Origin of the sequence: Nocardia higoensis (assembly GCF_015477835.1) — a bacterium.
In the GTDB taxonomy this organism is placed as follows: Bacteria; Actinomycetota; Actinomycetes; order Mycobacteriales; family Mycobacteriaceae; genus Nocardia; species Nocardia higoensis_A.
Map to the genome: position 1 here is coordinate 2,321,392 of NZ_JADLQN010000001.1, position 18,871 is coordinate 2,340,262.

Below are 18,871 nucleotides of genomic sequence, written 5' to 3' on the forward strand. Positions count from 1 at the left end.
CGACGGAAGGAATACCCATGGCCGGTTCCCGGAAGGGCGCACCCGCCCCGCAGCTGGACACCGAACTGACCGATGCCCTGGTCCGCACACGCCGGTTCTTCAACCGGACACTGCGCACCGGAACGGAGGTGTCGCCGGACCTGCGGGCGATGTACCAGTCCGGCGGCAGAGCGGCCGACCAGTTCTACCGGGACCGCTGGAGCCACGACAAGGTGGTGCGCTCGACCCACGGCGTGAACTGCACCGGCTCGTGCTCCTGGAAGATCTACGTCAAGGACGGGATCATCACCTGGGAAACCCAGCAGACCGACTATCCCTCGGTCGGTCCCGACAAACCCGAATACGAGCCGCGCGGCTGCCCGCGCGGCGCAGCGTTCTCCTGGTACACCTACTCCCCCACCCGGGTCCGCTACCCGTATGTGCGCGGTGTGCTGCTCGAGATGTACCGGGAGGCCAAGGCGCGCACCGGTGATCCGGTGGCGGCGTGGGCGGAGATCGTCGAAGACCCGGAGAAGGCCCGGCGCTACAAGTCGGCCCGCGGCAAGGGCGGGCTGGTCCGCGCGAGCTGGGACGAGGCCGCCGAGATCGTCGCCGCCGCGCATGTGCACACCATCGCGGCCTACGGGCCCGACCGCGTCGCCGGCTTCTCGCCGATTCCGGCCATGTCGATGGTCTCGCACGCCTCGGGCGCCCGGTTCGTCTCCCTGCTGGGCGGCACGATGCTCTCGTTCTACGACTGGTACGCCGATCTTCCCGTCGCCTCGCCGCAGGTGTTCGGCGACCAGACCGACGTGCCCGAATCCGGAGACTGGTGGGACGCGGGTTATCTGATCATGTGGGGCTCCAACCTGCCGGTGACCCGCACCCCCGACGCGCACTGGATGGCCGAGGCGCGCTACCGGGGGCAGAAGGTCATCGCGGTCTCCCCCGACTACGCCGACAACGTGAAGTTCGCCGACGAATGGCTCGCTCCCGTGCCCGGCACCGACGGCGCGCTGGCGCTGGCCATGGGGCACGTGGTGCTGCGGGAGTTCTTCGTCGACCGTCAGGTCTCCTATTTCACCGACTACGTCCGTCGCTTCACCGACCTGCCCTTCCTGGTCCGGATCGACGAACACGACGGCGGGTACCGGCCGGGCAAGTTCCTCACGGCTGCCGACCTGGGCGAGGTTCGCCCCGGAGACGAGGCACGCCGGACAGTCGCCGGGGACGACACGGCTCACGACAACGCCGAGTTCAAGACGGTGCTGCTCGACGACGCGACCGGGCGTCCGGTGGTGCCGAACGGCTCGCTGGGCTTCCGCTACGGCGATCAGGGCGCGGGCCGCTGGAACCTGCGGCTCGGCGAGGTCGTCCCCCGGCTCACCGTGCTGGGCGAGGAGGCGGTCACGGTGACACTGCCGCGTTTCGACTCCGCTGATGGCTCGCCCGCCCTGCTGCGCCGCGGCGTCCCGGTGACCCGGGTGAACGGGCACCTGGTGACCACGGTCTTCGACCTGCTGCTCGCCCAGTACGGCGTGCGTCGCGACGGCCTGCCCGGTCAGTGGCCCACCGGCTATGACGACCCCTCCGAGCCCTGTACCCCTGCCTGGCAGGAAAAGATCACCGGCGTGCCCGCGGCGGCCGCCGCGCGCATCGGCCGGGAGTTCGCGGCCAATGCCGAAGAGAGCCGTGGCCGGTCGATGATCGTGATGGGCGCGGGCACCAATCACTGGTTCCACTCCGACACCATCTATCGCGCCTTCCTCACCCTGACCACGCTGACCGGCTGCCAGGGCGTCAACGGCGGCGGATGGGCGCACTATGTGGGGCAGGAGAAGTGCAGGCCGGTCACCGGGTGGTCGCAGCTGGCGTTCGCGCTGGACTGGACCCGCCCGCCGCGGCAGATGATCCAGACCGCCTACTGGTATCTGCACACCGACCAGTTCCGGTACGACCCGTTCGGCGCCGACACGCTGTCCGCCGCGCACGCCGACGGACAGCTGGCGGGCATGAGCACCGCCGACGTCATCGCGCAGGCGGCACGCCTGGGCTGGATGCCGTCCTATCCGACCTTCGACCGCAATCCGCTGGACATCGCCGTGGCGGCAGAGCGTCTCGGGGTGCCCGTCGGGGAGTACATCGTCGGGGAATTGCGGGCGGGACGGCTGCGATTCGCCTGTGAGGACCCTGATGCCCCGGCCAACTTCCCGCGCGTGCTCACCGTCTGGCGCGCCAATCTGCTCGGCTCGTCCGGCAAGGGCAACGAGTACTTCCTCGAACACCTGCTCGGCACCGATTCCTCGCTGCGAGCCTCGGAGGCGCCGCCGGGCGCGCGCCCGCGCGATGTGGTCTGGCAGGAGCAGGCCCCGCGCGGCAAGCTCGATCTGCTGTTGTGCCTGGACTTCCGGATGACCAGCACCACCGTCTTCTCCGATGTCGTGCTGCCCGCCGCCACCTGGTACGAGAAGCACGACCTGAACACGACCGACATGCACCCGTTCGTGCACTCGTTCAATCCGGCGATCGCCCCGCCGTGGCAGACCCGCACCGACTGGGACGCCTTCCAGACCATCGCCGAGACCTTCAGCGCGCTGGCTCGCGATCGGCTCGGCGTGCGCAAGGACGCGGTCGCGGTCCCCCTGCTGCACGACACCCCCGACGAGCTGGCGACACCGCACGGCCGGGTGGCCGACTGGCGCGACGGCGAACACGAGCCGGTGCCCGGCAAGAACATGCCGAAATTCGTTGTCGTGGAGCGTGACTACGGCGCGGTGGCGGACAAGATGCGCGCACTGGGCCCGCTCGCCGACACCCTCGGCGCGACCACCAAGGGCATCACCTACGACCTGGAACGCGAGGTGGCCTACCTGCGGGAGAAGAACGGCACGATCCGCGGCGGGCCCGCCGACGGGCGTCCCTCGCTGCTGCGCGACGTGCACGCCTGCGAGGCCATCCTCGCCCTGTCCGGCACCACCAACGGACATCTGGCCACCCAGGGTTTCCGCGCGCTCGAGCGCCGCACCGGCACGGAACTGGCCGATCTGGCCGCCGAGCACGAGGGCAAGCGCATCACCTTCGCCGACACCCAGGCCGCGCCGGTGCCGGTGATCACCTCCCCGGAGTGGTCGGGGTCGGAGACCGGCGGGCGCCGCTACTCGCCGTTCACCATCAATGTCGAACGCGACAAGCCCTGGCACACCCTCACCGGCCGCCAGCACTTCTATCTCGATCACGACTGGATGAGCGAACTCGGCGAGAACCTGCCGGTCTTCCGGCCGCCACTGTCGATGCACGAACTGTTCGGCGAACCCGGCGTGGGCGAGACCGGCGAACTGGGCATCGCGGTGCGCTATCTCACCCCGCACAGCAAGTGGTCGATCCACTCCGAGTACCAGGACAACCTGTTCATGCTCAGCCTCTCGCGCGGCGGCCCGACGATCTGGATGTCACCGCTGGACGCGGCGAAAGTCGGCATCGCCGACAACGATTGGATCGAGGCGGTGAACCGCAACGGCGTCGTGGTGGCCCGCGCGATCGTCTCGCACCGCATGCCCGAGGGCACGGTGTACATGTACCACGCGCAGGAACGGCTGATCGACGTGCCGCTCAGCGAGACCACCGGCCGCCGCGGCGGCATCCACAACTCGCTGACCCGCCTGCTGGTCAAACCCAGCCACCTCATCGGCGGCTACGCCCAATTGAGTTTCGCGTTCAACTATCTCGGCCCGACCGGCAACCAGCGGGACGAAGTGACCGTCATCCGCAAGCGCAGCCAGGAAGTGAGCTACTGATGCGAATCATGGCGCAGATGGCGATGGTGATGAACCTCGACAAGTGCATCGGCTGCCACACCTGTTCGGTCACCTGCAAACAGGCGTGGACCAACCGCTCCGGGGTGGAGTACGTCTGGTTCAACAATGTGGAAACCCGTCCGGGCCAAGGATATCCACGCACATACGAGGATCAGGAGCAGTGGCGCGGCGGCTGGTCGCTGGACCGCAGGGGCAGGCTGCGGTTGAAGGGCGGCGGCCGGTTGCGCAAGCTGCTCACCATCTTCAGCAATCCGAAACTGCCCGCGCTCGGCGACTACTACGAGCCGTGGACCTACGACTACCGCAATCTCACCACCGCGCCCGCCCAGGAGCACACCCCGGTGGCCAGGCCGAAATCTCTCATCACCGGCAAGGACACCAAGATCTCCTGGTCGGCCAACTGGGACGACGACCTCGGCGGCGCACCCGAGCACGGCCACAAGGACCCGATGCTGGCGAAGATCGCCGACCAGGTGAAGTTCGAGTTCGAGCAGACCTTCATGTTCTATCTGCCCCGGATCTGCGAGCACTGCCTCAATCCCTCGTGCGCGGCCTCGTGCCCCTCGGGCGCGATCTACAAGCGCTCCGAGGACGGCATCGTGCTCGTCGACCAGGACCGCTGCCGCGGCTGGCGCATGTGCGTCTCGGGCTGCCCCTACAAGAAGGTCTATTTCAATCACCGCACCGGCAAAGCGGAGAAGTGCACGTTCTGTTTTCCGCGCGTGGAGGTCGGTCTGCCGACCGTGTGCGCCGAGACCTGCGTGGGACGGCTGCGCTACATCGGCCTGGTCCTCTACGACGCCGACAAGGTGCTCGAGGCGGCGTCGACCCCGAACGAGCGGGATCTCTACGACGCGCAGCGCGAGGTCTTCCTCGACCCGGAGGATCCACGAGTGCGCCGGGAGGCCGAGCGGGCGGGCATTCCGCACGACTGGGTCGAGGCCGCGCGCCGGTCGCCGATCTACTCGCTGATCAACACCTATCGGGTGGCGCTGCCCCTGCATCCGGAATACCGCACGCTGCCGATGGTCTGGTACATCCCGCCGCTGTCCCCGGTCGTCGACGTGGTCCGCGATACCGGTCACGACGCCGAGGACCACGGCAATCTCTTCGCCGCCATCGAGGCCCTGCGCATTCCGGTGGACTATCTGGCCCAGCTGTTCACCGCGGGCGATCCGGCGCCGGTGGTCGAGGTATTGCGCAAGCTCGCCGCCATGCGCAGCTACATGCGCGACATCAACCTCGGCCGCGAGCCCAGGGAGGAGGTGGCGAACGCGGTCGGTATGAGCGGCGAGCAGGTCTACGACATGTTCCGGCTGCTGGCGCTGGCCAAATACGACGAGCGCTACGTCATTCCGGCCGCGCACGCCGAACAGGCGCACGGTCTGGAAGAACTCGCGACCGAGTGCAGCCTCGACTACGAGGGCGGACCCGGCATGACCTCCGGTCCGTTCGGTGAGAGCTCCGGCGGGGTCTCCCCGATCGCGGTGGAGAACTTCCGGATGCTGCGCGAGCGCCAGACCACCGAGGACACCACACCGGCGGGCAACCGCGCACAGGTGAACCTGCTCAACTGGGACGGCCGCGCCGAAGAGGGCCTGTTCCCGCCCGAGCGCGAGACCGACGGGGACGGCGGCCGATGAAGATCGATCCCGCCACCCGCTCGGCCGCCTGGCAGGCCCAGTCGCTGCTGATGAACTATCCCGATGATCACTTCGCCGCGCACCTGCCGACCCTGTGCCGCGTCGCCGCCGCGCTGCCGCGACCGCTGGGCGCACCGCTCGGCTTGTTCCTGGCCCACGTCGACGCCGTCGGCCGCGAGGAGCTGGCCGCCGACTACGTCGCCACCTTCGACCACCGCAAACGGTTCAGTCCCTACCTCACCTACTTCGCCTACGGCGACACCCGCAAGCGCGGGGTGGCGCTGCTGCGCTTCAAACAGGTCTACCGCGCGGCCGGACTCGACCTCTCCGACGGCGAACTGCCCGATCACCTCGCGGTGGTACTGGAATTCGCCGCCTCCGGCGACGCCGAGACCGGGCTGCGGCTGCTCACCGAGCATCGCGCGGGACTGGAGGTCATGCGGCTCGGTCTGCACGAGACCGGCTCGCCGTGGGGCCATGTGCTCGACTCCGTCTCGGCGACCCTGCCCGCGTTGAAGGGCTCGGAAGCCGACGCGGTGGCTCGGCTCGTCGCCGAGGGGCCGCCCGAGGAACAGGTCGGGCTCGCGCCCTACGCCCCTTCGCACTATCTGCCCTCGCAGGGCGAGAGCACCGCTCGGTTGTTCCTGCCCGACCCGCACATGCCCGATCCACTGGAGGCCAGCCGATGACCGCACATCTCGCCGGCGCCGCCGACCCCACCGCCGCCGAGACCCTGCTGTGGGTCGCCGTGCCCTATGCGAGCCTGGCGATCTTCGTCGTCGGCCACTACTGGCGCTACCGCTACGACAAGTTCGGCTGGACCACCCGCTCGTCCCAGCTCTACGAGAACCGGCTGCTGCGCCTGGGCAGCCCGCTGTTCCATTTCGGCATCCTGGTCGTCATCGTCGGCCACGTCGTCGGACTGCTGATCCCGGAGTCGTTGACCGATGCCGTCGGCATCAGCGAGACCGCGTATCACGTCATCGCGGTCACCCTGGGCGTGATCGCCGGTGTCGCGACGCTCACCGGCGCCGCCATCCTCATCTATCGCCGCCGCACGGTGGGCCCCGTCTTCTCCGCCACCACCCGTAACGACAAGATCATGTACGTCCTGCTGGTCGGCACCCTCGTGCTCGGCCTCGGCACCACCGTGCTGGCCAACCTCACCGACGAACCGCACAACTACCGCGAGACCGTCGCCCCCTGGTTCCGCTCGATCTTCGCCTTCCAGCCCGACACCGCCCTCATCCTCGCGGCCCCACTCGGCTTCCAACTGCACGTCCTGTCCGCCTGGATCCTGTTCGCCTTCTGGCCCTTCAGCCGGTTGGTCCACGTGTTCTCCATGCCCCTGGGCTATCTGACCCGGCCCTACATCGTCTACCGCAGCCGCGACGAGCAACTCGGCGCCCGCGCGCCGCGGCGCGGGTGGGAGCGAGTGCAGTAATCACCGCGTCGGCGCAGCCGGTCGACCGCGCGGGCACCATCCGGATCAGGCGCCCGTCGCTCGCCCGGGCGCGGGCCATCGGTCCGGGTCCGACGCGATCTGCGTCCCGTGCAGGACCGGTTGCGCCTCGTCGGCCGCGTACGACGTGATGTCGACCTCCGTAATCGTCGCCTCGCGGAACCGGAAGCGGAGGACGGCGTACGGATGCCCGCCCGGCGCGATGACCGCACCGGCGACACCGTCCACGAAAACTGGTGTGGTGACAGCGATCCGATCCAGGAAGTACCTCGTCTCCTCCGCGATCGCGCGGGCGCCGCGCACCGTGGTCGCGGCTCCGCGCGGAAGTAGCCGGACGTCGGCGGTGCGAACGGCATCAGGGGCCAGCAGTGTCACGAGACGATCGATGTCGCCGCCCCGAGCGGCGGCCAGGAATGCCTCGACGATCGCGAGATGGTCGGCGCCGACCGCCGCCCGGGCGGGCTCGGCAGGGCGGAGGTCGGCGCGGGCGCGGCCCGCGAGCTTCTTGGCGGCGTCGGTACTGGTACCGAGGACAGCGGCGACCTGGTCGAACGGCACGGCGAACAGGTCGTGCAGGACGTAGGCGACTCGTCGGCGAGGCGAGAGCCGGTCGAGAAGGACGAGCAGCGCTCTCGAGACGTCCTCGCGTCGCAGGAACTCCTCGTCGGCGGCCAGTTGTTCGCCGGGGAGCTCGGCGGCGGGCCGGAAGACCTCGTCCCGGCGCTCGCGGCTGCGCAACAGATCCAGGCACAGCCTGGCGGTGATCGTGGTGAACCAGCCGTCGGGGTTGTCCACGTCGGTCTGCCGCGCGCTCTGGATGCGCAGCCAGGCGGCCTGCACTACGTCCTCGGCGTCGTGATGCGATCCGACGATGCGGTGGGCCAGGGAGGTCAGCTTGGGCCGGGCGGCCTCGAACTGATCGACGATTTCCATGGAGAGACTCACGCGGGTGTCCCCTTTTCTTCGTACCGAGCGTCAAGAGGGGTGAGAGACCGATCCGACCGATGAAGACTTCCGAGGAGACATCATGAGTCTACTTCCGCACGGCACCGTCGAGAGGCGGTGCGTCCGATGACCGCGATCGAGGTCGCGTTGCTCGGCGCGACCATCGGCTGCGTCATCGCCAACGGATTCGAGGTCGTCGCCAAGGCGACGCGCGCGCAGTTCGTGGTGCGCAATTGTGCCGAAGTAGGGGTGGACCGGAAATGGATCCCCTACCTCGCGGTGATCGAGGGGGCCGGAGTGGTGGGACTGATGCTCGGGCTCGCCGGAGTGCCGATCATCGGCGCAGCCGCAGCGCTGGGTCTCGTGGCCTTCTTCATCGGAGCGATGGCCGTCCACATCCGGGCGCGCGTGCTCCACAATCTGGCGTTCCCGGCAGGGTTCCTCCTGCTGGCAGCGGCCTCGGTCCCATACTTCGCCTGACAGCGTCGAACTGAGGGCGAGAGCCTGCCGCTCAGCCGCGCCTGCCCCGCAGGTAGTCCGACACCACGGCGGCCCCCAATCCGTCGAGGTCGGGAGCGATCACCCGGCCCCCGCCGCGCCGCGCGATCAGATCGACGAACGCGGCCAGGCGGGGATTCTCGCCGAGCACGAATACCGACACCGAGGCGCCCAGCCGGGCCAGCGAGTCGACCTGGGCCATGGTCACCGCCAGGGTGCGGGGCGCGGGCGGCCACTGGAAGTACGCCGCGCCGTCGGGTTCCAGGTGGGCGGTGGGCTCGCCGTCGGTGACGACCAGCACCACCGGCACCGCGTCCGGATGCCTGCGCAGGTGGCGGCCCGCCAGCAGCAGGGCGTGGTGCAGATTGGTGCCCTGCTCCCACACCGCGTCCAGCGCGGTCAGCTCGCCGATGTCGACGGTCGTGGCCTGGCGGCCGAAGGTGATGAGATCGAGTGCGTCGGAACGGAATCGGGTGGTGATCAGCTGGTGCAGCGCCAGCGCGGTGCGTTTCATCGGCACCCAGCGACCGTCCTGCACCATCGACCAGGACGTGTCCACACACAGCGCGACCGCCGCGCGGGAACGCTGCTCGGTTTCCATGATCTCCACATCCGTCACGTCCAGCCGCACGCTCCGGCTGCCCGCCGAGGCCGAACGCAGCACCGCGTTGCGCACCGTCCGCGACACGTCCCACGGCTCGGTGTCGCCGAACCGCCAGTGCCGCGACGACCCGGTCGGCTCGCCCGCCGCACCGGCCCTGGCCGTGTCACGTTCACCGCGCCTGGCCCGTAACTGTCCGACCACGTCCCGCAGCGCCATCTCGCCGAGGCGGCGCAATGCCTTGGGTGTCAACCGCAGCGACCCGTCCGGCGCCCGCTCGAACATCCCCTGACGACGCAGTTCGCGTTCCAGTTCGGCCAGCCGCGCGGCATCGACACGGGCGTCTTCGCCGAGGTGGCGGGCCAGCGCCTCCAGGTCGATGTCCTCGAGCTGAGCCCCAGGATATGCCTGAGAGAGTTGTTCCGCGAGGGCGTCCAGCTCGGCGAGATCCTGCAGAGCCCGCGCGCCCTCGCCCATGCCGAGCGGGTCGTCGCCACGGAACCCGCGCGCGGAGTCCCAGTCCGCGTCGGGGCGCAGCTGCCGCAGGTGGGCGTCGAGCGCGCCGACCTGCTCGGCCAGCCGGGGATCGCCGAAGGCCTGGTCGATCAGCTGCTCGAGTTCCGCGCGCTGCTGCTGCGACATCGAGTTCATCATGCGTTGCGCGGCGGCGGCCCTGGCGGCGAGCGCGTCGATCAATTCCTCGATGTCGCGGGGATTCTCGGGGAAGTACTCACCGTGCTCGGTCATGAATTCGGCGAACTGCCGCTCGACGTCCTCGCCGCGCGCGTGGGCGGCGAGCAGGTCGTTGAGGTCGGTCATCATCCGGCGGACCCGTTCGAGATCCTCGGGGGTGGCGCTGCGCAGCGCCTGCTTCATGCTGTCGAACCGCGACTCGAGCAGTTCGCGGCCGAGCAGCTCGCGGATGGCCTGATAGTTCTCCCGGCCGGTCTCCGACCGCCAGGGATATTCGGAGAGTTCGCCGACCGCCGCGGCGGTGCTCGACGGCAGGGCGTCCAGGCGCGCTTCGGCGAAGCGCGCCTCGTCGGACGGGTCGGGAAACAGCACGCGCCGTTCGGCTTCCAGCGCCTCGTCGAGCAGTTCGCGCACCCGGCGCAGCGTGCCGTCCAGCCGGTGATCGCGGGTGATCGCGGCGCGCTTGCGCCACAACCGCCTGGTCAGGTCCTCGAGCCCGCGCATCTCGCGAGTGCCGCGGCGCAGCAGTTCCGCGAGCGCCGAGCGCGGCGAACTGCCCGCCATGACTTCCTGCCCGACCATGTCGAGCGCGGCGCGCAGGTCGACCGGCGGCGCGAGCGGGTCCGGTCCGTCGTGATACGGGCCGTAGGAGTAGCGGTCGGCGCTGGTCATGGCCGGCGGTATACGGTGGCGCCGTCGGCCGGATCACCGGTGGGCCCCTCGGCGGAACCGGTGTCCTTCGCGATCTCGCGAGCGAGAAACAAGGACTCCAAGGCGAATTCAACGGCCGAGGCGATGCGCGCGGGCTGATCGGAGGCGACCACGTCGAGCCGTTCGGCGACCTCGTGCAGCACCGGCAGCTCGGGCAGGGCGGACAATACTTCCGCGCCGGGCACCCGGTCGCCGGTGGTCACCTGATGGCCTGCGGCGACGGCTTCCACCAGCGGCCGCAGATTCAGACCGCCGAGCCGGTCGCGGGCGGTCTCGGCGAACGCGCGGCGCAGCAGATGCGCGAGGTGTTCCTGTTCGCGGCCTTCCTCACCGGATTCGAATTCCAGCTTGCCGCGCAACACCGCCGCCACCGAATCCAGATCGACCGGCCGTGCCACGGCCGGATGCTCTCCGGTCAGCGCGGACCGGCGCAGCGCGGCGGCGGCGACCGTCTCCGCGGCCGCCACCGCGAACCGCGCCGACACACCCGAGCGCTGGTCGATCGCCGGGGAGTCCCGCAGGTGCCGGACGAATCTGGCGAGCACCTCGATCAGCGGTTCCCCGACCTCGGCGACCAGATCGGCCTCCTGCCGGACCAGCGCGATCTCGGCGGCCACGTCCAGCGGGTAGTGGGTGCGGATCTCGGCGCCGAACCGGTCCTTCAGCGGGGTGATGATGCGGCCGCGGTTGGTGTAGTCCTCGGGGTTGGCGGTGGCCACCAGCAGCACATCCAAGGGCAGGCGCAGGGTGTAGCCGCGGATCTGGATGTCACGCTCCTCCATCACATTGAGCAGCGCGACCTGGATGCGTTCGGCCAGGTCGGGCAGCTCGTTGATCGCGACGATGCCGCGGTGCGCGCGCGGCACCAGGCCGAAGTGGATGGTCTCCGGGTCGCCGAGGCTGCGTCCTTCGGCGACCTTGACCGGGTCGACGTCACCGATCAGGTCCCCCACCGAGGTGTCCGGGGTGGCGAGCTTCTCCGCGTATCGCTCGGATCGGTGCCGCCACGCGACCGGCAGGTCGTCGCCGAGTTCGGCGGCCAGTCTGCGCCCGGCCGGGCTGATCGGGTCGAGCGGATGCTCGCCGAGTTCGGCCCCGGCGATCACCGGCGTCCATTCGTCGAGCAGGCCGGCGAGAGTACGCAGCAGCCGCGTCTTGCCCTGGCCGCGCTCCCCCAGCAACACCACATCGTGGCCCGCCAGCAGCGCCCGTTCCAGTTGCGGCAGCACGGTGCGATCGAAGCCGACGATGCCCGGCCACGGGTCCTGCCCGGCCCGCAGCTTCGCGAGCAGGTTGTCCCGGATCTCGGACTTCACCCCGCGCGGCCGGTAGCCGGCCGCGCGCAGGTCACCGGCGGTGGTGGGCAGATCTGTGGGAGCCGTCACCCCATCGAAACTACGTCGATTCGCCGTTCCGGTCGATGTTTCCGGCCTCCGTCCTCCGGCAGGCTGCGTCGTGAGGAGCACGCCACGTTCCCGCTCGGTCACGCCGCCACATATCCGATCCGTCCCTCTCGGCGCACGCGCGCGAGCAGCCGTGCGAGGACCTCGGCCACCTCTGTCGGCTGTTCCAGGATCACCGAATGCCCCGCGCCCTCGAGGATCACCAGCGCCGAGTTCTCGACCTCGGCGGCCATCGCCAGGGCGTGCGAGGGCGGAGTCATCAGGTCCGCCGACCCGCACAGCACCACCGTCGGTATGCGCGAGAGCAACGGCAGCGCTTCGGTGCGGTCGTAGGTGAGGAAGGCGCTGAGGAAGCTGGCCATGGTCACGATGGAGGTCTCGTTGTGCATGGCGTTCGCGAGCGCGAGCACCTGCGGGCCGACGCGGCGGTTGCCGAACTCCGCCGACCGGATCACCGGGGCGAACAGCTTGCAGGCCAGCAGTTTCGCGCGATGCATCGCGCCGGGCGCGCGGCGCACCGCTCGCTGGAACCACGGGATGGCCGGATTGCGCAGCAGCCGCCCGAAGCCGGCGTCCGCGATCCCGCTCGCCGCTGTCGCCAGCAGCGCGACCCCGACGATCCTGGTGCCGATCTCCTCCGGGTTCTGCGCGGCGTAGGTGAGCACCGTCATTCCGCCCATCGAATGCCCGGCCAGCACGACCGGCCCGGCCGGGGCCACCGCGTCGAGCACCGCGCGCAGGTCACGGCCGAGCTGGTCGAGGTGGTAGCTCTGATACGGCGCGGCCGCCGAGGCGCCGTGGCCGCGATGGTCGTAGCAGACCACCCGGGCCCCCGCGTATTCGCGCAGCAGCGCGTCGCGGACATCGGCCCAGGATTCGGTGCGCAGGCAATGACCGTGCGCGAGGACGACGGTGAGCTCGGCATCGCGCGGACCGTATTCCCGCACCGCGAGCGCCACACCGTCGTCGGCGACGACCGTGACGCGACGCCCCGGCGTGGCGGCGATCGTGCGGGTGGTGGACATCGCGGGCTCCGGTTCTCTCGGACTACTGGAGTTCCCACTCTCCGGCAGACCGCCGCCGCGCATCAGGGGCCTCGGGTGCTGGGATCGTTCCCCGAGGTGGAACGAATCACCACCCAGGTGGGGCCCGGCGGCGCCGAGTCACCACATGGGAACCGGGGTGCCACCCAGCGGGTACCAACCGGGCAGCTCGCCCCCGGAATTCACCACGCGATCGATGCGCTTGTGGATGCCGGGCGTGAGGTCGCCGTTGGAGATCATCTCGGTGAACAGCGCCGTCACGTTGCCGTAGTCGAAGAAGTCGCGCTGCCAGCCCCACTGGTAGTCGCCCGCGTATTTGAACCAGCTGCCCTGGATGCCGTCGAGGGCGTAGTTCGTTCCGTCGGGGCGCTTGACGTCGCAGATCTGCTTCCACAGACCGATCATGTCGCCGGTGGCCTCGTCGACGACCCAGGACTGATAGGGGTAGGTCCAGCCGTCGAGGCCGTCCATCTCCAGGCCGATGGCGTAGTCGCGGATCTCGTCGCGGCCGACCGCCATGAAGTCGTGAGCCTGCCCGTAGTTCCAGCCGTAGGTGGCGTCCTCGGTGTAGAACTCCGCCAGCGGCCGCCAGTCTCCTGCTTGTTCACACTCGTCGTTCGCCTGCAGCCAGCGGCGGATCATCTCGTCGAGTTCGGCGCGGGGAAAGGACATGAACATCTGCTCCGATCTGTGCAGCGGACTCCGGGCGCTCGAAGGCGTTCCAGACAGCAGCGATCACGGTACACGCGGCCGGTACAGTTGTATAGACACGTGTCCAGGGGTGTGGGCGGCGGCCGATCCGGGGAGGATTGCCACCGGAGTCCTCGATGTGGCCTCCCGGCTACGCGAACAGCGCTACGGTGGCGGGTCGATCGATCATTCGACAATGCGAGGTGGAATATGCACGCTTTCCGGGCAGCCGTGGAAGCTCGTGACGAGGCGGCGATGGAGGCGCTGCTCGCCGACGATGTGGTCTTCACCAGCCCGGTGGCGTTCAAGCCCTACCCGGGCAAACCGCTCACCGCGGCCATCCTGCGCGCGGTCGTCCGGGTCTTCGAGGACTTCCGGTACGTGCGCGAGATCGCCGATCCGGGCGGGCGCGACCACGCCCTGGTGTTCGAGGCCACCGTCGACGGCAAGAAACTCACCGGATGCGATTTCCTGCACGTCGACGAGGAGGGCAAGATCGACGACTTCATGGTCATGGTGCGCCCGCTATCCGCGGCGCAGGCCCTGGCCGAACGCATGGGTGCGCAGTTCGAGCGGATCAAGGCCGAGGCCCAGGCCCACTACGAGCGAGAAGCCGCCGGTCGGTGAGGCGTCCCGCGCGGAGCCGGATTCCGGCATCGTGAACCGCTCCGCGCGGTTGCGGTACCGTGGGCCGACGCAGAGTAGGTGCTGCGTCGCGTGAACGGTTTCACCCGGCTGAGGAGGGGGTTGTGTCACCGGACGGTGATGTTCGGGAATCCGCTCCGGATCCTGGTGCGGCCGGATTCACGGTGCGGGTGGCAGCTGAACGCCTCGGGATACCGACAGCGACACTGCGCAGCTGGACCCGCCGCTACGGCATCGGCCCCAGCCAGCAGCGACCGGGGAAGCACCGCCTCTACACCGAGTCCGATATCGCGACCCTGGAGCGGATGCTCGCCTTGATCCGGACGGGCGCGAGTCCGGCGGGCGCGGCGGCCGCGGTGACCGAACGACCCGCCCCGCCGACACGGGGGGATCGGGAGCCGCTGCTCACCGCGGCATTCGCCCTCGACGCCCGCGCGGTGTCGGCTCTGCTCACCGCGCACCTGGAGACCTACGGCGTCTTCGACACCTGGGAGCTGTTGTGCCGACCGGCGTTCGCGGAGATCGTCGCGCGCCAGCTGGGCGGCGAAGGGTGCATCGATGTCGAGCATCTGCTGTCCTGGTCGATCACGGCAGCCCTGCACGCCTGCGTACCGCCCACCGCCTCGGGAGAGCCTCCGGCCGCGGTCCTGGCCTGCACGAGCGGCGAGACCCACGCCCTCGCCTTGGAAGCCCTGCGGGCCGCGCTCGTCGAGCGGGGTGTCAACGCGTGGATGCTCGGTGCCGACGTCCCCACCGCCGCCGTCGCCGACGCTGTCGCGCGTATCGACGGCAACCCCGACGTGGTGCTGTGGTCTCACCAGGAGTCCACCGCCCTGACCTCGGCCGTCCGGGTCTGCGCCGACGCGGGCGCCCGGGTGTTCGTCGGCGGTCCCGGCTGGGATCTGGCGATCCTGCCCGAGGAGGCGATCGCGGTGCACACGCTCGCCGACGCGGTCGCCCGGATCGCCGGATCCGACGACTGACACCCACGACCCGGCCGGAGTGAGCCGACAACGGGCGGAGCCGGCAACCGGCCCCGCCCGTTATTGCCTGAGCCGCGCCTGTCAGCCCTCCGCGGGCGGCGTCAGGACCTGATCGATGAGATACACCGTGGCGTTCGCGGTCTGGATGCCGCCGCAGACCACGGACACATCGTTGACCTCGATCTCGTCGCCGTCACGGGTCACGGTGACGTCGGACCCCTCCACGGTGGTGTGCGTGCCCGCGATGTCATCCGGCCCGACGCGGCCCGGCACGGCATGGTAGGTCAGGATCGCGGTCAGCGCCGCCGAGTCGGTCTTCAGGCTCTCGAGGGTGGCCGGGTCGAGCGCTTCGAACGCGCTGTCCACCGGCGCGAAGATCGTGAACTCGCCGCCGTCGAGGGTGGCGGCCAGATTGACCTGCGGATTGAGCTGACCGGAAACCGCCGCGGTGAGCGTGTTCAGCAACGGGCTGTCGGCCGCGGCCGCCGTCACCGGCTGCGTGGCCATCGACTCGAGCGAGCCGGGACCGCTCGGGACCTGCTCGGCGTAGGCGGCGCATCCCGGGCCGACCGGCGCGGCGGCCGCGGCCTGTCCCTCCGCCGTCGTCGTCATCATCATCGTGGTCGTCATCGCACCGGTCGTGGTGGTCGTGGCATCCGTCGTGGTGTCGTCGTCATCACCACAGGCGGCACTGGCGATCGCGACCGCCGAGAGCGCCGCGATCAGTGCAACGCGGGATTTGCGAGTCCTCATGTCATGCCTTTCTCGAAGGGGCGGGGCGTCGCGTGCGGTCTGTCACGCCCCGTGAACAATGTGCCCACTGCATCGATAGTGCATCATTTTGCGAGTATTGTGAAGCCCGCGGGAGGAAGGCCCACCGACCCGAATACCCACACCCGACCGATCGACACCATCGACATGGAGGAGACCGTCATGCCGTACTTCGCCACCGCGGGCTCGCTCGGATGGCTCGCACGGGCGAACACGGAGCCGCCGGGCGTCCGCCGCGCCGGGTCGGCCGGGTGAGCCCGTGGTCGCGTACGACGCAGGGGCGGACATGACCGGCCCCGGCCCGACAGCAGGCAACGCCGAGGCCGAGTTGACCGTCAGCGCGGCGGCTCACGCCCTCGGCATTCCGGTCGCCACGCTGCGCAGCTGGAACCAGCGCTACGACCTGGGCCCGTCGAATCACCGGCCGGGCAGCCACCGCACCTACGCACCGCGGGACATCGCGGTGCTCGCCCGCATGGTCGAGCTGGTCAGAACCGGCGTCAGCACGGCCAGCGCGGCGGCGGCGGCCCGAGCCGCAGCCGATCCGGCGCCCGAACTCGGCGACGTGCGGGCGGTGCTGACCGCCGCGGAGGGGCTGCGCGCCACCGAACTGCTCGCCCTCCTCACCGCCCATTTCGCACACTTCGGCGTGGCCACCACCTGGAACCGGCTGTGCCGTCCGGCCTTCGCGGATCTGGTGACCCGCCAGCTCCGCGACGAGGGATTGGTCGACGTGGAGCACGTGCTGTCCTGGGCGATCACCACCGCCCTGCACCGCACCGCGCCACCGGTGCGCGACCGGCACGACATCACCCCCGTACTGCTGGCCTGCACCGCGGGCGAGAACCACGTCCTGCCGCTGGAGATCCTGCGGGCGGCACTCGCCGAGAGCTCGATCCCGTCGTTGCTGCTCGGCGCCTCGGTCCCCGGCGCCGCGCTGGCCGACGCGGTGGCCAAACAGACCCGCAGCCCGATCCTGCTGCTGTGGTCGCAGCGCAAGCGCACGGCACACGACGTTTCCGACCTCACCCCACCGCCCGCGCAGTTGCTGCTGGCCGGACCGGGATGGGCCGGCACGGACGCCGACGCGGGCGCTCTGCGTGTGCACACACTCGAAGACGCCGTCCACCACATCGAACGCACGGCGCGCGCCCCCCACGAACGCGGCTGACGAGACCGCCGAACAGGAGAGAGACCGATGAGCATCTTCGATTCAGAAACGATGCAAATTTCGCCGCGATGTGTCAGGCTCGAAGGGTGAACGCACAACGCACCGCGCAGCTGTCTGGAACCGCGCAGTTGCCACGGCCCGCGCCGTCGCCACGTACCGGCGAGCCTGCCGTCGGCGAACCGGCCTGGTTCGCGCGGGTGGCGGATACGCTGCGCGCCCACACCGTCGAGTTCGTGGCCGCGCGCTGCGCCGAGGATCTGGCGACGCTCGGCTTCGACGAGCCGATGCACGCGGTGGGCGACATCGTCGCGGGCGGCAAAGGTCTGCGACCGACATTGATGTATCTCGGCTGGCGGTGCGGTGCCGCGGAGTCCGACGCCGCGTTGCGCGCGGCGGCCAGTCTCGAGTTGTTGCACGCGTTCGCGCTGCTGCAGGACGACGTGATGGACGAATCCGACTCGCGCCGGGGTCGTCCGTCGGCACACGTCCGACTGGCACGCCGGCATGCCGAGCAGGCGCGGTCGGGGTCCTCGTCGCGCTTCGGAGAGTCGGCGGCGGTATTGCTGGGCGATCTGTGCCTGGTGTGGGCCGAACGGATGCTGCGCGAAAGCGGCGTCGGCGACGCGGCACTGGCACGCATGTGGCCGCACTACGACGCGATGCGCGCCGAGCTGGCGGTCGGGCAACTCGCCGACCTGCTCAACGACGCGGCGCGGCTGCCCTCGCTGGATCAGGTCCTCGACATCGCCCGCCGCAAATCCGGCAACTACACCGTGCGCCGACCCTTGGAGCTGGGTGCGGCCATGGCAGGCTGCGCCCCGCCGGTGCTGGAGGCGCTCGGCGGCTACGGCTCGCTCATCGGCGAAGCCTTCCAGATCCGCGACGACCTGCTCGGCCTGTTCGGCCATCCCGCGGTCACCGGCAAGCCCGCGGGCGCCGACCTGCGTGAACGCAAGGCCACCACGGTCATCGTGCTGGCCGATCAGCTGGCATCCGCTCCGGAGCGCGCTCGGCTGCACGAACTCTGGGCACGTGGCGAATTCGACGACGACGCGGTGACCGCGGCCCTCACCGTGATCGTCGACAGCGGCGCACCGCAGCGGGCGGAGCAGATGATCAGCGACCGGGTGCAGCGCGCGGAATCCTTCCTCGCGCGCAGCGGCCTCGATCCTGCTCTCACCTCGGCACTGCGGCAGGTGGCGCAGCGCTGCGCCCACCGCGATCACTGATCCCCTATCCGAGTGGCGCCGCTTCCCGGTGTTCGCGTCGATCGACCAGGTCCGCGGCGCCGATCCCGGTGGTGAATTCGTGGATCCGCCGCGGCCCGCCTGCGTGGGCGTCCAGCGGAGGCGTGTCGCCGCCCGCGTTCACAGCCGGAACCGGTGACCTCCGCGAATCTCCCGCCCTCGCCATCGCGCACCGGCTCGTCGAACCCAAGGCCGCCGTCACCGCCTACGATCCGCGGGTCCCCGCCTCGAATCATCCCGACTTGGACGAGCTTCGCGTCGTGGACGATCCGTACCTCGTCGCCGAGGAGGCCCGCGCCCTCGTCGTACTCACCGAATGGCCCGAATTCCGTGCTCTCGACTGGCCGAGGCCGGCCGACGCCGTCGAGCGAGCGGTTGTCGTCGACACCCGCAACCTGCTCGACGAGAGTCTGCTCGACGAAACAGGGTTCACGGTGTTCGGCACCGGCATCGCACGCTGAGGGTCCCCCGCACGACACGCTGGGCGAGCGCTGTCACGCGCCGCCGCCGACCGACTGTTCCGCTGGACCGAATTGCTGTGGCTTCCGCCACATCACGGTTCCTAGCCTCG

The 18,871-nt window shown here is 69.9% G+C and carries 16 protein-coding genes; 10 read left to right on the plus strand and 6 right to left on the minus strand.

The window, feature by feature from the left end; translation table 11 throughout:
• The first annotated feature begins 17 nt into the window (after window positions 1-17).
• The 4 genes from IU449_RS10530 to narI are packed head-to-tail and all read left to right on the plus strand — an operon-like array spanning window position 18 to window position 6,881.
• Window positions 18-3,773: a nitrate reductase subunit alpha gene (locus tag IU449_RS10530; RefSeq protein WP_195001642.1), complete on the plus strand. Its 3,756-nt coding sequence runs from the start codon at window positions 18-20 to the stop codon at window positions 3,771-3,773.
• Complete coding sequence (narH, locus tag IU449_RS10535; RefSeq protein ID WP_195001643.1) at window positions 3,773-5,437, plus strand: nitrate reductase subunit beta; 1,665 nt, start codon at window positions 3,773-3,775, stop codon at window positions 5,435-5,437. Before IU449_RS10530 ends, narH begins: the two co-directional genes overlap by 1 nt.
• On the plus strand, window positions 5,434-6,126 hold the full coding sequence (gene narJ / locus IU449_RS10540) for a nitrate reductase molybdenum cofactor assembly chaperone (RefSeq protein ID WP_195001644.1): 693 nt from the start codon (window positions 5,434-5,436) through the stop codon (window positions 6,124-6,126). The genes narH and narJ overlap by 4 nt, the downstream gene beginning before the upstream one ends.
• Window positions 6,123-6,881, plus strand: a complete 759-nt coding sequence (gene narI / locus IU449_RS10545) for a respiratory nitrate reductase subunit gamma (RefSeq protein ID WP_195001645.1) — start codon at window positions 6,123-6,125, stop codon at window positions 6,879-6,881. Before narJ ends, narI begins: the two co-directional genes overlap by 4 nt.
• Before the next feature lie 45 nt (window positions 6,882-6,926).
• On the opposite strand, the gene IU449_RS10550 is transcribed toward narI, so the two are convergent.
• Entirely contained in the window at window positions 6,927-7,832 is a 906-nt protein-coding gene (locus IU449_RS10550; protein ID WP_195002474.1) for a sigma-70 family RNA polymerase sigma factor, read from the minus strand.
• Window positions 7,833-7,970: 138 nt separating this feature from the next.
• Between IU449_RS10550 and IU449_RS10555 the strand changes: the two genes are divergently transcribed.
• Window positions 7,971-8,324 carry a DoxX family protein gene (locus tag IU449_RS10555; protein WP_195001646.1) on the plus strand — a complete coding sequence of 118 codons (354 nt, stop codon included), beginning with the start codon at window positions 7,971-7,973 and terminating at the stop codon, window positions 8,322-8,324.
• A gap of 31 nt (window positions 8,325-8,355) precedes the next feature.
• Here the strand turns inward: IU449_RS10555 and IU449_RS10560 are convergent, their stop codons facing one another.
• From IU449_RS10560 to IU449_RS10575, 4 genes are all read right to left on the minus strand, one after another.
• Complete coding sequence (locus IU449_RS10560) at window positions 8,356-10,308, minus strand: vWA domain-containing protein (RefSeq protein ID WP_195001647.1); 1,953 nt, start codon at window positions 10,306-10,308, stop codon at window positions 8,356-8,358.
• On the minus strand, window positions 10,305-11,732 hold the full coding sequence (locus tag IU449_RS10565) for an ATP-binding protein (RefSeq protein ID WP_195001648.1): 1,428 nt from the start codon (window positions 11,730-11,732) through the stop codon (window positions 10,305-10,307). Before IU449_RS10565 ends, IU449_RS10560 begins: the two co-directional genes overlap by 4 nt.
• A 98-nt stretch (window positions 11,733-11,830) precedes the next feature.
• Window positions 11,831-12,775 carry an alpha/beta fold hydrolase gene (locus IU449_RS10570; RefSeq protein WP_195001649.1) on the minus strand — a complete coding sequence of 315 codons (945 nt, stop codon included), beginning with the start codon at window positions 12,773-12,775 and terminating at the stop codon, window positions 11,831-11,833.
• A gap of 138 nt (window positions 12,776-12,913) precedes the next feature.
• Window positions 12,914-13,465, minus strand: a complete 552-nt coding sequence (locus tag IU449_RS10575) for a nuclear transport factor 2 family protein (protein ID WP_195001650.1) — start codon at window positions 13,463-13,465, stop codon at window positions 12,914-12,916.
• Between the two features lie 228 nt (window positions 13,466-13,693).
• On the opposite strand from IU449_RS10575, the gene IU449_RS10580 reads away from it, so the two are divergent.
• Together IU449_RS10580 and IU449_RS10585 are read left to right on the plus strand one after the other, a co-directional pair.
• On the plus strand, window positions 13,694-14,110 hold the full coding sequence (locus IU449_RS10580; RefSeq protein WP_195001651.1) for a nuclear transport factor 2 family protein: 417 nt from the start codon (window positions 13,694-13,696) through the stop codon (window positions 14,108-14,110).
• A gap of 188 nt (window positions 14,111-14,298) precedes the next feature.
• Window positions 14,299-15,111, plus strand: coding sequence for a MerR family transcriptional regulator (locus IU449_RS10585; protein ID WP_324188166.1), 813 nt, complete (start codon window positions 14,299-14,301; stop codon window positions 15,109-15,111).
• 81 nt (window positions 15,112-15,192) lie between these two features.
• Here IU449_RS10585 and IU449_RS10590 read toward each other — a convergent pair whose 3' ends face one another.
• On the minus strand, window positions 15,193-15,864 hold the full coding sequence (locus tag IU449_RS10590) for a fasciclin domain-containing protein (RefSeq protein ID WP_195001653.1): 672 nt from the start codon (window positions 15,862-15,864) through the stop codon (window positions 15,193-15,195).
• Window positions 15,865-16,168: 304 nt separating this feature from the next.
• Between IU449_RS10590 and IU449_RS10595 the strand changes: the two genes are divergently transcribed.
• From IU449_RS10595 to IU449_RS10605, 3 genes are all read left to right on the plus strand, one after another.
• A complete protein-coding gene (locus tag IU449_RS10595; protein WP_195002475.1) occupies window positions 16,169-17,053 on the plus strand; it encodes a MerR family transcriptional regulator in 885 nt (294 codons plus the stop codon).
• An 86-nt stretch (window positions 17,054-17,139) separates the two neighbouring features.
• Entirely contained in the window at window positions 17,140-18,282 is a 1,143-nt protein-coding gene (locus IU449_RS10600; protein WP_324188167.1) for a polyprenyl synthetase family protein, read from the plus strand.
• Between the two features lie 122 nt (window positions 18,283-18,404).
• Complete coding sequence (locus tag IU449_RS10605) at window positions 18,405-18,761, plus strand: UDP-glucose/GDP-mannose dehydrogenase family protein (protein WP_324188168.1); 357 nt, start codon at window positions 18,405-18,407, stop codon at window positions 18,759-18,761.
• Window positions 18,762-18,871 lie beyond the last annotated feature (110 nt).

Coding starts and splice junctions, on each gene's coding strand:
- IU449_RS10590 (WP_195001653.1), bottom strand. CDS start 15,864: ATGAGGACTCGCAAATCCCGCGTTGCACTGATCGCGGCGCTCTCGGCG.
- narH (WP_195001643.1), top strand. CDS start 3,773: ATGCGAATCATGGCGCAGATGGCGATGGTGATGAACCTCGACAAGTGC.
- IU449_RS10560 (WP_195001647.1), bottom strand. CDS start 10,308: ATGACCAGCGCCGACCGCTACTCCTACGGCCCGTATCACGACGGACCG.
- narI (WP_195001645.1), top strand. CDS start 6,123: ATGACCGCACATCTCGCCGGCGCCGCCGACCCCACCGCCGCCGAGACC.
- IU449_RS10595 (WP_195002475.1), top strand. CDS start 16,169: ATGACCGGCCCCGGCCCGACAGCAGGCAACGCCGAGGCCGAGTTGACC.
- IU449_RS10550 (WP_195002474.1), bottom strand. CDS start 7,832: ATGGAAATCGTCGATCAGTTCGAGGCCGCCCGGCCCAAGCTGACCTCC.
- IU449_RS10575 (WP_195001650.1), bottom strand. CDS start 13,465: ATGTCCTTTCCCCGCGCCGAACTCGACGAGATGATCCGCCGCTGGCTG.
- narJ (WP_195001644.1), top strand. CDS start 5,434: ATGAAGATCGATCCCGCCACCCGCTCGGCCGCCTGGCAGGCCCAGTCG.
- IU449_RS10555 (WP_195001646.1), top strand. CDS start 7,971: ATGACCGCGATCGAGGTCGCGTTGCTCGGCGCGACCATCGGCTGCGTC.
- IU449_RS10530 (WP_195001642.1), top strand. CDS start 18: ATGGCCGGTTCCCGGAAGGGCGCACCCGCCCCGCAGCTGGACACCGAA.
- IU449_RS10580 (WP_195001651.1), top strand. CDS start 13,694: ATGCACGCTTTCCGGGCAGCCGTGGAAGCTCGTGACGAGGCGGCGATG.
- IU449_RS10570 (WP_195001649.1), bottom strand. CDS start 12,775: ATGTCCACCACCCGCACGATCGCCGCCACGCCGGGGCGTCGCGTCACG.